Here is a 13,500-nt window from a genome sequence, read left to right on the forward strand (position 1 = left end):
CCCGTCCGCCCGCGGTCGGGCCCCAGGCCTGACGGGCCTCCGTCGCTCCGGCGCCTCCGTGGCCCTGGGGCACCATCGGACGGCCCGGGCCGGCCTCCGGAGATAACCTGTGACCGTGCCCCCCACACCTCCCCTCCCGCCGGTCGTCGCCTGGTCCACGCCCCTGCGCACCCGATTCCGGGGCCTGGACGTCCGGGACGGGCTGCTCGTGCGAGGAGAGGCCGGGTGGGCCGAGTTCTCGCCCTTCTGGGAGTACGACGACGCCGAGTCCGCCGCGTGGTTGCGTGCGGCCCGGGAGGCCGCGCACCTCGGGTGGCCCGCGCCGGTGCGGTCGAGCGTGCCTGTCAACGTCACGGTGCCCGCGACCGACCCGCAGCGCGCGCACGGGATCGTCCTGGCGTCCGACGGCTGCCGGACCGCCAAGGTCAAGGTCGCCCAGCGAGGCCCCGACGGTCGGGTCGAGCCCGTCGACCACGAGCTCGCGCGACTCGAGGCCGTCCGCGACGCGCTCGGCCCGGGCGGCCGGATCCGCGTCGACGCCAACGGTGCCTGGACGCTCGACGAGGCCCTGCACCGGATCCCGCTCCTCGACCGGGCGGCCGGCGGCCTCGAGTACGTCGAGCAGCCCTGCGCGAGCGTCCCCGAGCTCGCGGCCGTGCGGCGTGCGGTCTCCGTCCCGGTCGCGGCCGACGAGTCGATCCGCCGTGCCGAGGACCCCTTCGAGGTCCTGCGTGCCGAGGCCGCGGACGTCGTGGTCCTCAAGGTCCAGCCTCTCGGAGGGGTCAGGGCCTGCCTCGACCTCGCCGAGCAGGTCGGCCTCCCCGTCGTCGTGTCCTCGGCCCTCGAGAGCTCGGTGGGCCTCGCGGCGGGCCTCGCGCTCGCGGCCGCCCTGCCGGACCTGCCGTACGCGTGCGGCCTCGCGACGTCCCAGCTCCTGGCCCACGACGTGGTCGACGAGCCGCTCCTGCCCGTGGGCGGGGAGATCGCCGTACGGCGCCCCGAGCCGTCGACCCGGGCGCTCGCCCGCGCCGTTGCCGACCCTGCCACCGGGGCGCGGTGGACCGCTCGGTACGAGCGCGTCGGCGCCCTCCTCGACGGAGCGGCAGCGTGAGCGGCGACCGCCCTGTCCTCCCGCCCTCCCTGGCTGCGGCCCGGCAGATCGTCGAGGGCCTGGTCGCCGACGGGGTGACGGACGTGGTGCTGTCCCCCGGATCGCGCAGCGCGGCGCTCGCGTACGCGCTCGCCGCGGCCGACGCTGCCGGACGGCTGACCCTCCACGTGCGGATCGACGAGCGCACCGCGGCCTTCCTCGCGCTCGGCCTCTCGCGCGGCTCCGCGATCACCGAGGGTCCGGACCGCCTGCGCCCCGTGGCCGTGGTCACGACGTCGGGCACCGCGGCCGCCAACCTGCACCCCGCGGTGCTCGAGGCCCACCACACCGGGGTGCCTCTCGTCCTGGTCACGGCCGACCGCCCGCACGAGCTGCGCGGCACCGGTGCCAACCAGACGACCGACCAGGTGGGTCTCTACGGGAGAGCGGTGCGCCACACGGTCGACGTCCCGGCCCCCGACGGTCGCCCGGGCGAGGCCCGCGACCTACGCTCCGTCCTGGTGCGGGCGCTCGCGGCCGCGCGCGGGACCCGCTCGCGGTACCCCGGCCCGGTCCACCTGAACGTCGCGTTCCGCGAGCCCCTCGCGCCCCCCGCGGAGCTCGCAGCGCTGCTGTCGGCAGGGCCGGGGGAGGTGCCGGGCGAGACCCGGGCCGACGCGCTCCGGACGTTCGTCGGGGAGGTGAGCGACGTCGTCGGGCCGTACCCGCTCGATCCCGGCCCCGCGACCGTGCTCGTCGCCGGGGACGGGGCAGGGGACGACGCGCGGCGCCTCGCCGAGGCGCGCGGCTGGCCGCTGCTCGCCGAGGCCTCGTCCGGGGCCGCGGCCGGGACGCACGCGGTCGCGGCGCACCGGCTCGTCCTGGGCGTGCTCGGCGGTCGTGTCGAGCGCGTCGTCGTCATGGGCCGCCCGACGCTCTCGCGGCCCGTCCAGCAGCTCCTCGCGCGCGAGGACGTCGAGGTGCTCGTGGTCGCGCCCGGCGCAGCGCCCTGGCCCGACGCCGCCCGCGCGGCGGACGTCGTCCTGCCCGGCGTCCCGGCCGGGTGGTGGACCGAGCACGCGGGTGACCGTGCCTGGCTCGACGCGTGGCGCGGCGCGGGCGAGGCGGCGCGCAAGGTCGTCGCCGCGAGCGCCGCGGCCCCCGGCCCGACGACGGCGCTCGCCGTGGCAGCGGCCGTCGCCGAGGCGAGCGGGCCGGGAGACGTGCTCGTGGTCGGCTCGAGCAACCCCGTGCGTGACCTGGACCTGGTCGCCGACTGGGGAGCCTCGCCGCTCGTGCTGGCCAACCGGGGCCTCGCGGGCATCGACGGGACGGTCTCGACCGCGACCGGCGTCGCCCACGTCGCGGCGCGCTCGGGGCGTCGCACGCGCGCGCTCGTCGGCGACCTCACGTTCCTGCACGACGCGGGCGGGCTCCTGCGGGGGCCCCTCGAACCGGCCGCGGACCTCCAGGTCGTCGTCGTCAACGACGACGGCGGCTCGATCTTCGCGACCCTCGAGTACGGGGCGCTCGCCGAGCAGGAACCGTCGACGAGCCGTGCGTTCGAGCGGGTCTTCGCGACGCCGCACGGGGCCGACCTCGCGGCGCTGTGCGCGGGATACGGCGTGCGGCACCGGCTCCTGACCGACGTCGAGGGGCTGCGCGAGGCGCTCGCGGGACGGCCCCGGGGCGTCGAGGTGCTCGAGGTCCGCGTCGGGCGCGGTGCGCGCCGGACCGAGGGCTCCCGTCTCGCTGCCGACGTGCGGGACGCGGTCCTGCGGGCCGTGCCGCCGGAGCTCCTGCCGGGTGGCGCGGCGCCGTCCGAGGGCGCCTGAGAGGTCTCCCAGCCGTCGTCAGGAACTCGCAGCGAACTCACAGGAACGTTCAAGCAGTGTTTCAGCGCCCGGGTGTGAAGTAGTCCTCAGACAGAACGAGGAGGGAACACCCCATGACCGAGAACACCCCGCAGTCGAACGTCCCCCAGCCCGAGGCCCCCCGCGACGGCGACACGCAGCGCATCGAGGCGCAGGCCACGCAGCAGCTTCCCGTGACGCCCGAGGCGCCCGCCGCCCCGCAGGCTCCGGCCCCGCAGGCGCAGCCCACGCAGCAGTTCGCCGCGCCGCACCCGGCCCCCGTGCCCGCGCCGCCGGCGCCGCACGTGGCACCCGCGCAGCCGGCCCCGGCCCAGCACTCGCCCCACGCACCGTACGGTGCGCCCACGAGCACCGCGTACTCCGCGGCAGGCATGCCGCCCGCCCCGGTCGCGACCGAGGCAGCACCGGCCGCCTCGAAGAAGAACAGGACCTGGATCCCCGTGGTCGGCGCGGCCGCCGCGGCGGCCGTCCTCGCGAGCGCCGGGACCGCTGGCCTGCTCAGCGTCCTCGACGGGTCGGGCTCCGCGCCCAGCTCGCTGGCCTCGGTCGGCGAGAACAAGGAGAACACCACGGTCCCCGTGGCGAGCTCGACGTCGGAGAACCCGGACTGGCAGGCCGTGACGAGCGCCGTCGCGCCGTCCGTCGTCTCGATCCAGGTCACCACGGCCTCGGGCGGCGGCGAGGGCTCGGGTGTCGTGATCGACACCGAGGGCCACGTCCTGACCAACAACCACGTCGTCGAGGGCGCCCAGGGCGACACCGTCCAGGTGACGCTGAGCGACGGACGCCTCTACGAGGCCAAGATCGTCGGGCTCGACCCGACGACCGACCTCGCGGTCGTCAAGCTGGTCGACCCGCCGAGCAACCTCACGCCCGCGTCGTTCGGCGACTCCGACGACGTCACGGTCGGCGAGTCGGTCCTGGCCGTCGGGAACCCGCTGGGCCTCGCGAACACCGCCACGACGGGCATCGTCTCCGCGCTCGACCGCCCGGTCGCCGCCTCGGGTGCCGACGGCGGCAGCACCGTGGTCACCAACGCGATCCAGATCGACGCCGCGATCAACCCGGGCAACTCCGGTGGCCCGCTGTTCAACGCGCAGGGCGAGGTCATCGGCATCACCTCGTCGATCGCGACGACGTCGAGCCAGTCCGGCTCGATCGGCCTGGGCTTCGCCATCCCGGTGAACCTCGCGAAGAACATCAGCGCGCAGCTCATCGAGAGCGGCACGGCCGAGCACGCGTTCCTGGGCGTGAGCATGACCGACGCGACCGCGACGGCCGACGGCGTCACGCGCCGTGGCGCCGAGGTCAAGCAGGTCTCCGAGGGCTCCCCGGCCGCGGAGGCCGGGCTCGAGGTCGGTGACGTGATCGTCGCGATCGACGACACCGCCGTGAGCGGCGCCGAGTCCCTGACCGGGTTCGTGCGCGAGCGTGCGACCGGCGACGTCGTGAAGCTCACGGTCGTCCGCGACGGCAAGGCGATCGACGTCGACGTGACGCTCGCCGCCAAGCCGACCGAGGAGAGCACCGGCTCGGGTTCCGGCTCCGACCAGGGCTCGAGCGGCCAGGACGGCTCGGGCCAGGTCCCGGGCAACGGTCAGGACGGGTCCGACCAGACCAGCCCGAACAACGTGCCCAACCCCTTCGACTGGTTCAACGGTCAGGGCTGAGCACCACAGGCCGGACCCGGCGGTACCGGCTGCACCGGTGGGGACCTCCCCCCTGTGCCCACCGACGTGAGCCGGTGCCGCTGCGGTCCTTCACGGTCTCGCCGGGACGCGTCCCCCGTGACCGGCGAGACCGAGCCGAGGCGTGGCCCTGTTCCCCTGCAGGTGTCCCTCGGCACCGACGCCCGGTACGTGCGGTTCTCCGCACGGACCGGGCGTCGTCGTGTCCGGGCTCGGCCGGGACGGCGGATCCACCGGGGCCCGCCCGACCTGCCGAGGGCGGTGCCGCCTCGGGCGACGAGGTCAGTCGCGGACCGGCAGGGCCTCGTCGGGGTCGCTCGCGGGCACGGCCGGGCCGTCCCAGGGCGAGGTGAGCACGGGGTCGGCGTCGAGCAGGTCGAGCGCCTTGGTGGAGCGGACCTCGGTCGTGGCGAACCCGAGCTCCTCGGCGGTCTCGCGGGGCAGGACGTCGGCGAGCGTGACACGCGTCGCGCGCTGCTCCTGGCCCCACGCCTCGACCGCGCCGATCAGCTCTGCCGAGACGAGGCACTGGTCGGCCTCGGGGGCGAGAGCGATCTCGTCGATCTCGACGACCGCGCCGTTCCCGCTGAAGGTCAGGCGCTGGCTCGCGAGGAGATAGCCGACGACCCCCGTGGCGTCCTGGGCGACCAGCAGGAGGGTGTCGAGCGCCCGCAGCAGGGGCCCGACCACGCGGTCGTAGGTCGCCCGGTCCGGCGCGTCGGGCTGCAGGCGGAGCACCAGGAGCCAGAGGTCCTCGCGGTCCGCGGTCGTGGCGCGGCGCACGGTGACGTCGCGCTGCGTGGGATCCAGAGTCATCGTCATCGTCGCATCGGGCACCGGGCGAATTTAACAGGCCGACCTGGGCGTTGTCCGGAGATGTCCGTCGAACGGGCTATACGTCGCGTAACTCACCAAAACCACCAGCAGAGCCCGAGGGGTCCGACTCTGCCACGGGTGGTGTGCGCGTTGGTCGACCGGCCGCGCTCAGCCCCCGAGCGCGTACCGCATGGGCTCGAGCTTGGCCTCGGACTCGGCGAGCTCGGCTCCCGGGTCGGAGGCTGCGACGATCCCGCAGCCCGCGAAGAGACGCACCCGGTGCGGGTCCTGCGGCGACAGCTCGGCCGAGCGCAGCGCGATGCCCCACTCGCCGTCGCCGTCGGCGCCGAACCACCCGACCGGGGCCGCGTAGCGGGCGCGGTCCATGCCCTCGATCTCGCGGATCAGGTCGCGCGCGGCGAGGGTCGGGGTCCCGCACACGGCGGCCGACGGGTGCAGCGCGGCCGCGAGCGCGAGGCTCGTCGGGGCGGGGGACCCGCCCGTCCCGGCCGCGAGCACGCCCGTGACGTCGGAGGCCAGGTGCAGGACGTTCGGCAGGTGCAGCACGAACGGCGCGTCGGGCACGTTCATCGACGAGCAGAACGGGGCGAGCGCGTCGGCGACCGACGCCACGGCGTACTCGTGCTCCTCGAGGTCCTTGGACGAGCGCGCGAGGTGCGCGGCGCGCAGCAGCGAGTCGTCGTCCGCCTCGGCGCCGCCCGAGCGGCGGATGGTGCCCGCGAGCACGCGCGAGGTCACGAGCCCCTTCTCGCTGCGCACGAGCAGCTCGGGGGTCGCGCCGACCATGCCGTCCACCGAGAAGGTCCAGCACGCGTCGTAGGCCACCGCGAGGCGGCGGAGCATCCAGCGGGGGTCCACGGGGTGCTCGGCCGTGGCCAGCACGTCGCGTGCGAGCACGACCTTCTCGAGGTCGCCGCGCCGGATGCGCTCGACGCCCTCGGCGACCACCTCGGTCCAGTCCTCGGCGCTCAGCGAGCCGTCCACGGTCGTGACCGCGCCGGGCCCGGCCACGCGCTCGCGGCGGGCCGGGTCGAGGACGGACGCGACGTCGTCGGGCAGGGCGTCGCCCTGGGTGATGCTCGTGACCCAGGCCGTGCCCTCGGGCCCGCCACGGCGCCCGACGACGACGCGCGGCACCACGATCGTCCCGCCCGGGCGGGCGTCCCCGGCCGTGCCGGACGCGTCGTCGAACGCGAACGAGCCGAACGCGACCAGTCCCGAGCCGGGCAGGTCCACGTCGTCGTGCACGACGGCGGCGCCCAGGACCTCCTGCCAGGCCGCCTCGGCGTCGGCGAACCGTCCGGGACCCCACGCCTCGAGGCGCAGCGCCTCGCCCCACCCCACGATCCCGTCCCCGCGCCGCACCCAGGCCAGGGGGCGCGCGTCGGGCAGGAGGTCGAGCAGGGCCGTCAGGTCGCCCGGCAGCCCCTCGGGCAGGCGGGTCGTCCGCACGACCAGGCGGGGTGCGGCCGGGAAGTCGGTGGAGCCAGGGCGGGGGGACCCCGCCGGAGGGGCGCCGAGGTCGTCGGCGTCCCTGCGGGGGTGAGCGTGCGCAGTCATCGTGTCCAGCGTAGGCGTGAAACGATGGGCGCATGTCGCGAGCAAGCCTGGACAAGAAGCCCACCGAGGTCGCCTCGATGTTCGACGGGATCGCCTCCCGCTACGACCTCACCAACGACGTCATCTCGCTGGGGCAGGACCGGCGGTGGCGCAAGCAGACGGTCGACGCCGTCGCTGCCCTGCCGGGCGAGCGCGTCCTGGACCTCGCGGCCGGCACCGGCACGTCGAGCGAGCCGTTCGCGGACGAGGGCGTCGAGGTCGTGCCGTGCGACTTCTCGGTCGGGATGCTCCAGGTGGGCAAGCGCCGGCGCCCGGACCTGCCGTTCGTCGCGGGGGACGCCACGGCGCTGCCCTTCGCCGACGAGTCGTTCGACGCCGTGACCATCTCGTTCGGCCTGCGCAACGTCGTGGACACCGACGCCGCGCTGCGCGAGATGCTGCGCGTGACACGCCCGGGGGGTCGGATCGTCATCTGCGAGTTCTCCCGCCCCACCTGGAAGCCCTTCCGCGCGCTCTACACGGGCGTCTTCATGAAGATGCTGCCGGTCATGGCGGGGCTCGTGACCAAGGAGAAGAGCTCGTACGAGTACCTCGTCGAGTCGATCCAGGACTGGCCCGCGCAGCCCGAGCTGGCGCACCTCATGATCGACGCCGGGTGGGAGGGCGCTGCCTACCGGAACCTGAGCGGCGGCCTCGTCGCGCTGCACCGGGCCGTGCGCCCCGCCTGAGCGGGTCCCTGCGCCGGCCGTCGCGCTCTGCGCGCTGCTGCTCCGGCCGGCGTGCCCCGCGCGCTGCTGCTCCGGCCGGCGGGCCCCGCCGGGCCCGCCGTCGACTGCTCTGCCGTGCCCCGTTCCGCCGTCGCCCGCCGTGCGCGCGGGCCGGGGCGCGGCGCGTCCGCGGCCTGACCTGGCGGTTCGGTCACCAGGGAAGGGTTGCCTTGCTACACATCCGCCCGCGTCTGTGACTAGAGTGGCGATGTCCATTGTGAGCGACTTCACAAGGGGCTTTCCGAGGTGTGTTCGAGCTTGCCGAGCGAGGTGAGAACGTGCGTGACAGGAATGATGATGCGGACGTCATCGTCGTCGGTGCGGGCCCAGCAGGGGCCACGGCCGCGCACTACTGCGCCTCGGCGGGCCTGAACGTCCTCCTCCTCGAGAAGGCCTCCTTCCCGCGCGACAAGATCTGCGGCGACGGGCTGACCCCGCGGGCCGTCGGCGAGCTCGTGCGCATGGGCGTCCCCACCCGCGCCGAGGACGGCTGGATCCGCAACAAGGGCCTGCGCGTCGTCGCGAGCGGACGCTCGTGGGAGCTGCCCTGGCCCGAGCTCAAGGCCTACCCGTCCTACGGGCTCGCACGCTCGCGCATGAACCTCGACCAGACGCTCGCCGAGCACGCGCAGCGCACGGGCGCCAAGCTGCTCGAGCGCACCAACGTGACCGGCCCCCTGCTCGACGAGCGCACGGGCCGCGTCGTGGGTGTCACGGCGCGCCCGCTCGACGAGAACGGGCGCCGCGCGGGCGACGAGTACGAGCTGCGCGCCCCCGTCGTCATCGCCGCGGACGGCGTCTCGTCCCGCTTCGCGCTCGCCCTGGGGCTCGAGAAGCGCGAGGACCGCCCCATGGGCGTCGCGGTGCGGACCTACTTCAAGACCCCGCGCCACGACGACGCCTGGATGGAGTCCCACCTCGAGCTCTGGGACGGGCCGGCAGGGAAGTCGAACCTCCTGCCCGGCTACGGGTGGATCTTCGCGCTCGGCGACGGCACCGCGAACGTGGGGCTCGGCTCGGTCAACTCGACCCCGGCCCGGCAGTCGGCCGCGAACGTGGACTACAAGGACCTGTTCGCCCGCTGGATGGCCAACGCGCCCGCCGAGTGGGAGTTCACCCCGGAGAACCAGACCGGACCCGTCCGCGGTGCGGCCCTGCCCATGGGCTTCAACCGCAAGCCCCTCTACTCGCGCGGCGTGGTGCTGGTCGGTGACTCGGGCGGCATGGTCAGCCCGTTCAACGGCGAGGGCATCGCCTACGCGATGCAGGCCGCGCGCGTCGCAGCGGACGTCGTGGCGCAGTCGCGGGCCCGCAGCACCGACGCGGCGCGCGAGCGCACGCTCGCGACCTACCCCGAGATCATGCGCCGCGACCTGGGCGGCTACTACACGCTCGGCCGGTACTTCGTGCGTCTCATCGAGCACCCCGAGATCATGCGGTTGTGCACCAGGTACGGGCTGCCGCGGCCGCTCGTCATGCGCTTCGTCCTCAAGCTGTTGTCCGACTGTTACGAACCTCGTGGTGGCGACGTCGTCGACCGGGTCATCGCGGGACTGACGAGGGTGGTGCCATCGGCATGACAAACCTTGGTGAGGCGGCAAAGAGGCCGTCACCGCTGTTCACGCAGTCACCACCCCTACCCCCGTCAGACCCGGGTGCCCGCAGCTTCGCGCGGACGCCCGGCGGCAGCACTCCCGACATGCCCCAGCGCGCCCCCCGGAGAGCAGACCGATGACCAACCCCTACGTGCCCGTGCTCGTCCTGATGGGCATCGGAGCCGTGCTCGCCCTCGGCGGAGTCGCCGCGAGCGCCGTGATCGGCCCCAAGAGATACAACCGCGCCAAGCTCGACGCGTACGAGTGCGGCATCGAGCCCACCCCGCACGCGATCGGCGGAGGGCGCTTCCCGATCAAGTACTACCTCGTCGCGATGACCTTCATCATCTTCGACATCGAGGTGGTCTTCCTCTACCCGTGGGCGGTGGACTTCACCGTCCTGGCCACCTTCGGGCTCGTCGCCATGCTGAGCTTCCTCGCCCTGATCACGGTGCCGTTCGTCTACGAATGGCGCCGTGGCGGGTTCGAGTGGGACTAGCCGGAACCAGATAGGGAGAACGCAGATGGGGATCGAAGAGGCTCCCTCGGGCTTCTTGCTCACGAGCGTGGAGAACCTCGCGGGGTACTTCCGCAAGGCGTCGCTGTGGCCGGTGACGTTCGGCCTGGCGTGCTGCGCCATCGAGATGATGGCGGCCGGCGCGTCGCGCTTCGACCTGTCCCGCTTCGGCATGGAGGTCTTCCGGGCCTCGCCGCGGCAGGCCGACCTGATGATCGTCGCGGGCCGCGTGAGCCAGAAGATGGCGCCCGTGGTGCGCCAGGTCTACGACCAGATGTCCGAGCCCAAGTGGGTGCTGTCGATGGGCGTGTGCGCGTCGAGCGGCGGGATGTTCAACAACTACGCGATCGTCCAGGGGGTCGACCACATCGTGCCGGTCGACATCTACCTGCCCGGCTGCCCGCCGCGCCCGGAGATGCTCATCAACGCGATCCTCGCGCTGCACGAGCAGATCCAGGCCGAGCCGCTGGGCGTGAACCGTCGCGAGGCGGCCAAGGCGGCCGAGGCCGCGGCGCTCGAGGCGACCCCGACGTTCCAGATGAAGGGGCTGCTGCGGTGACGAGCACCGACGACGGGACGACGGGCCGCCCGGCCGACGCCGTCCAGCGGGAGAAGGTCGCGCAGGGCGACGTGCCCGGCGAGGAGCTCGTGGCGGGACCGGGCTCGGGTGGGCGCGAGCCGCTCGAGGTCGTCGAGGTCCGCACGGGCATGTTCGGGGCCCACGGCTCGGGGGACACCTCGGGCTACGGCGGTCTGGTGCGCCCCGTGGTGCTGCCCGGACCGAGCGCTCGCCCCTACGGCGGGTGGTTCGACGAGGCCGTGGACGTCCTGGCGGAGGTGCTCGCCGAGGCCGGCGTACGGTTCGAGGACGCCGTCGAGCAGGTCGTCGTCGACCCGCCGGGGCTGCACGCCGAGCTCACGCTGCACGTCCGGCCGCGGCACGTCGTCACGGTCGCCCGCGCGTTGCGCGACGAGCAGGACCTGCGGTTCGAGCTGAGCATGGGCGTGAGCGGGGTGCACTACCCCCACGACGTGGGCCGCGAGCTGCACGCCGTCTACCACCTGACGTCGGTCACGCACGGGCGGAGCCTGCGCCTCGAGGTCGCAGTGCCTGATGCGCACCCGCACATCCCCTCGACCACGTCGGTGTACCCGTCCAACGACTGGCACGAGCGCGAGACGTGGGACTTCTTCGGGATCGTCTTCGACGACCACCCGGCCCTGGCCCGCATCGAGATGCCGGACGACTGGCCGGGCCACCCGCAGCGCAAGGACTACCCGCTCGGCGGCATCCCGGTCGAGTACAAGGGCGCCACGGTGCCCCCGCCGGACCAGAGGAGGTCGTATTCGTGAGCCCCACCACACCGCACGCGACACCCCACGCCACGAAGGCGCCGTACGGCGACTTCGACGCGTCGATCCCCAGCTACGAGGCCTCGGGCGGCGACTGGGCCGACATCGCGGCAGAGGCGACCCAGCTCGGCGAGGAGCGCATCGTCGTCAACATGGGCCCCCAGCACCCGTCGACCCACGGCGTGCTGCGGCTCATGCTCGAGATCGACGGCGAGACCGTCACGGAGGCCCGCTGCGGCGTGGGCTACCTCCACACGGGCATCGAGAAGAACATGGAGTTCCGGACGTGGACCCAGGGGGTCACGTTCTGCACCCGCATGGACTACCTCGCGCCCCTGTTCCAGGAGACGGCCTACTGCCTCGCGGTCGAGAAGCTCCTCGGCATCACGGACGACATCCCCGAGCGGGCGAGCATCATCCGCGTGCTCATGATGGAGCTCAACCGGATCGCGTCCCACCTCGTGTGCCTCGGCACGGGCGGCAACGAGATGGGCGCGACCACGGTCATGACCATCTCGTTCACGGCCCGCGAGGAGATCCTGCGGATCTTCGAGGCCGTCACGGGGCTGCGCATGAACCACGCGTACGTGCGCCCGGGCGGGGTGGTCCAGGACGTCCCGCCGGACGTCGTGGCCCAGATCCGCAAGGCCGACCCGCTGATCCGCGGGTACCTCGCCCAGCTCGGCGACCTCATGCTCGCCAACCCCATCTTCAAGTCCCGCCTGGTCGGGGTGGGGCACCTCAACCTCTCGGGCTGCATGGCGCTCGCGATCACGGGGCCCGTGCTCCGCTCGACCGGGCTGCCGTACGACGTGCGCAAGGCCGCGCCGTACTGCGGCTACGAGACGTACGACTTCGACGTGCCCACCTCGGACGACGCCGACTGCTACTCGCGCGTCGTGCTGCGGCTCGAGGAGTGTTACCAGTCGCTGCGCATCGTCGAGCAGTGCCTCGAGCGGCTCGAGGCCACGGCAGGCCAGCCCGTCATGGTCGGCGACAAGAAGATCGCCTGGCCCGCCCAGCTCGCGATCGGCAGCGACGGCATGGGCAACTCGCTCGACCACATCAGGGAGATCATGGGCACCTCGATGGAGGCCCTGATCCACCACTTCAAGCTCGTCACGGAGGGCTTCCGGGTCCCCGTGGGCCAGGTCTTCCAGTCGGTCGAGCACCCGCGCGGCGAGCTCGGGGTGCACCTGGTGTCCGACGGCGGCACGCGCCCCTACCGGGCGCACTTCCGTGATCCTTCGTTCAACAACCTGCAGGCGGTCGCCGTGATGTGCGAGGGCGGCCAGGTCGCCGACGTCGTCGTCGCGGTCGCCTCGCTCGACCCGGTGCTGGGAGGGGTGGACCGATGACGCTCGAGGCTCACAGGTCCGGATACGACGAGGCGACGTACGCGCGCCTCGCGCAGGACACCGCGGCGATCATCGCCCGGTACCCGCAGAAGCGCTCGGCGCTGCTGCCCATGCTGCACCTGGTGCAGTCGGAGGACGGGTACGTCTCGCGCGACGGCATCGCGTTCTGCGCCGAGCAGCTCGGCATCACGGCGGCCGAGGTGTCGGCCGTCGCGACCTTCTACACGCAGTACAAGCGCCACCCCAACGGCACCTACACCGTGGGGGTGTGCACCAACACGCTGTGCGCGGTCATGGGGGGCGACGAGATCTTCGACGAGCTCTCCGAGCACCTGGGGGTCGGGCACGACGAGACGACCGAGGACGGCGCCATCACGCTCGAGCGCGTCGAGTGCAACGCGGCGTGCGACTACGCGCCCGTCGTGATGGTCAACTGGGAGTTCTTCGACAACCAGACCCCGGCGGGGGCCACGCAGCTCGCGGACCGCCTGCGCGCGGGCGAGCAGGTCGCCCCCACGCGCGGCGCCGCCTCGGTGTGCAGCTTCAAGCAGATGAGCCGCGTGCTCGCCGGGTTCTCGGACGGGCGCGCCGACGAGGGGGTCGGGGCAGGCGAACCCACGCTGGCCGGGCTACGGCTCGCGCGCGAGCACGACTGGACCGCACCGGGCGGGGCAGCTCCGGAACAGGTCGACGAGCCGGCCACCGGGCGGGAGCCCGAGTCGGCCGCCGTCGCGGGTGAGACGACCGCGGCGGGCGCCTCCGCCGTCGGGCACGAGCAGTCCTCCGCCGAGCGCACGCCCACCACGCCCGCCGACGCCACGGGGGCCACGCCCGACGCCTCGAAGGGGAAGCAGCCGTGAG

Annotated in this window: 12 protein-coding genes; 10 read left to right on the plus strand and 2 right to left on the minus strand. The window is 73.7% G+C overall.

Going from position 1 to position 13,500, the window contains the following annotated elements:
• Window positions 1–109 precede the first annotated feature (109 nt).
• The 3 genes from OERS_RS01485 (at window position 110) to OERS_RS01495 (ending at window position 4,634) form a co-directional block, all read left to right on the plus strand.
• Window positions 110–1,111, plus strand: coding sequence for an o-succinylbenzoate synthase (locus OERS_RS01485; RefSeq protein ID WP_409365913.1), 1,002 nt, complete (start codon window positions 110–112; stop codon window positions 1,109–1,111).
• Window positions 1,108–2,925 carry a 2-succinyl-5-enolpyruvyl-6-hydroxy-3-cyclohexene-1-carboxylic-acid synthase gene (gene menD, locus OERS_RS01490; RefSeq protein WP_068623794.1) on the plus strand — a complete coding sequence of 606 codons (1,818 nt, stop codon included), beginning with the start codon at window positions 1,108–1,110 and terminating at the stop codon, window positions 2,923–2,925. The genes OERS_RS01485 and menD overlap by 4 nt, the downstream gene beginning before the upstream one ends.
• Before the next feature lie 113 nt (window positions 2,926–3,038).
• The gene (locus OERS_RS01495; RefSeq protein WP_068623796.1) at window positions 3,039–4,634 is read left to right on the plus strand and encodes a S1C family serine protease; all 1,596 of its coding nucleotides are present in this window, start codon (window positions 3,039–3,041) and stop codon (window positions 4,632–4,634) included.
• A 300-nt stretch (window positions 4,635–4,934) separates the two neighbouring features.
• Here OERS_RS01495 and OERS_RS01500 read toward each other — a convergent pair whose 3' ends face one another.
• Together OERS_RS01500 and OERS_RS01505 are read right to left on the minus strand one after the other, a co-directional pair.
• Window positions 4,935–5,468, minus strand: a complete 534-nt coding sequence (locus tag OERS_RS01500; RefSeq protein WP_139107614.1) for a hypothetical protein — start codon at window positions 5,466–5,468, stop codon at window positions 4,935–4,937.
• Window positions 5,469–5,636: 168 nt separating this feature from the next.
• On the minus strand, window positions 5,637–7,049 hold the full coding sequence (locus OERS_RS01505; RefSeq protein ID WP_083201135.1) for an isochorismate synthase: 1,413 nt from the start codon (window positions 7,047–7,049) through the stop codon (window positions 5,637–5,639).
• Window positions 7,050–7,081: 32 nt separating this feature from the next.
• On the opposite strand from OERS_RS01505, the gene OERS_RS01510 reads away from it, so the two are divergent.
• The 7 genes from OERS_RS01510 to nuoE all read left to right on the plus strand — a co-directional run bounded on the left by OERS_RS01510 (window position 7,082) and on the right by nuoE (window position 13,499).
• Window positions 7,082–7,777, plus strand: coding sequence for a demethylmenaquinone methyltransferase (locus OERS_RS01510; protein WP_068623800.1), 696 nt, complete (start codon window positions 7,082–7,084; stop codon window positions 7,775–7,777).
• A 287-nt stretch (window positions 7,778–8,064) separates the two neighbouring features.
• A complete protein-coding gene (locus tag OERS_RS01515; protein WP_056763152.1) occupies window positions 8,065–9,396 on the plus strand; it encodes a geranylgeranyl reductase family protein in 1,332 nt (443 codons plus the stop codon).
• Window positions 9,397–9,547: 151 nt separating this feature from the next.
• Window positions 9,548–9,910, plus strand: a complete 363-nt coding sequence (locus OERS_RS01520) for an NADH-quinone oxidoreductase subunit A (protein ID WP_056649801.1) — start codon at window positions 9,548–9,550, stop codon at window positions 9,908–9,910.
• Window positions 9,911–9,935: 25 nt separating this feature from the next.
• A complete protein-coding gene (locus tag OERS_RS01525; RefSeq protein WP_056649804.1) occupies window positions 9,936–10,487 on the plus strand; it encodes a NuoB/complex I 20 kDa subunit family protein in 552 nt (183 codons plus the stop codon).
• A gap of 71 nt (window positions 10,488–10,558) precedes the next feature.
• Entirely contained in the window at window positions 10,559–11,281 is a 723-nt protein-coding gene (locus OERS_RS01530; protein WP_139107617.1) for an NADH-quinone oxidoreductase subunit C, read from the plus strand.
• On the plus strand, window positions 11,278–12,639 hold the full coding sequence (locus OERS_RS01535; RefSeq protein ID WP_056649810.1) for an NADH-quinone oxidoreductase subunit D: 1,362 nt from the start codon (window positions 11,278–11,280) through the stop codon (window positions 12,637–12,639). The genes OERS_RS01530 and OERS_RS01535 overlap by 4 nt, the downstream gene beginning before the upstream one ends.
• Window positions 12,636–13,499: an NADH-quinone oxidoreductase subunit NuoE gene (nuoE, locus tag OERS_RS01540; RefSeq protein ID WP_068623804.1), complete on the plus strand. Its 864-nt coding sequence runs from the start codon at window positions 12,636–12,638 to the stop codon at window positions 13,497–13,499. The genes OERS_RS01535 and nuoE overlap by 4 nt, the downstream gene beginning before the upstream one ends.
• Window position 13,500 lies beyond the last annotated feature (1 nt).

Origin of the sequence: Oerskovia enterophila (assembly GCF_001692445.1) — a bacterium.
Lineage (GTDB): Bacteria > Actinomycetota > Actinomycetes > Actinomycetales > Cellulomonadaceae > Oerskovia > Oerskovia enterophila.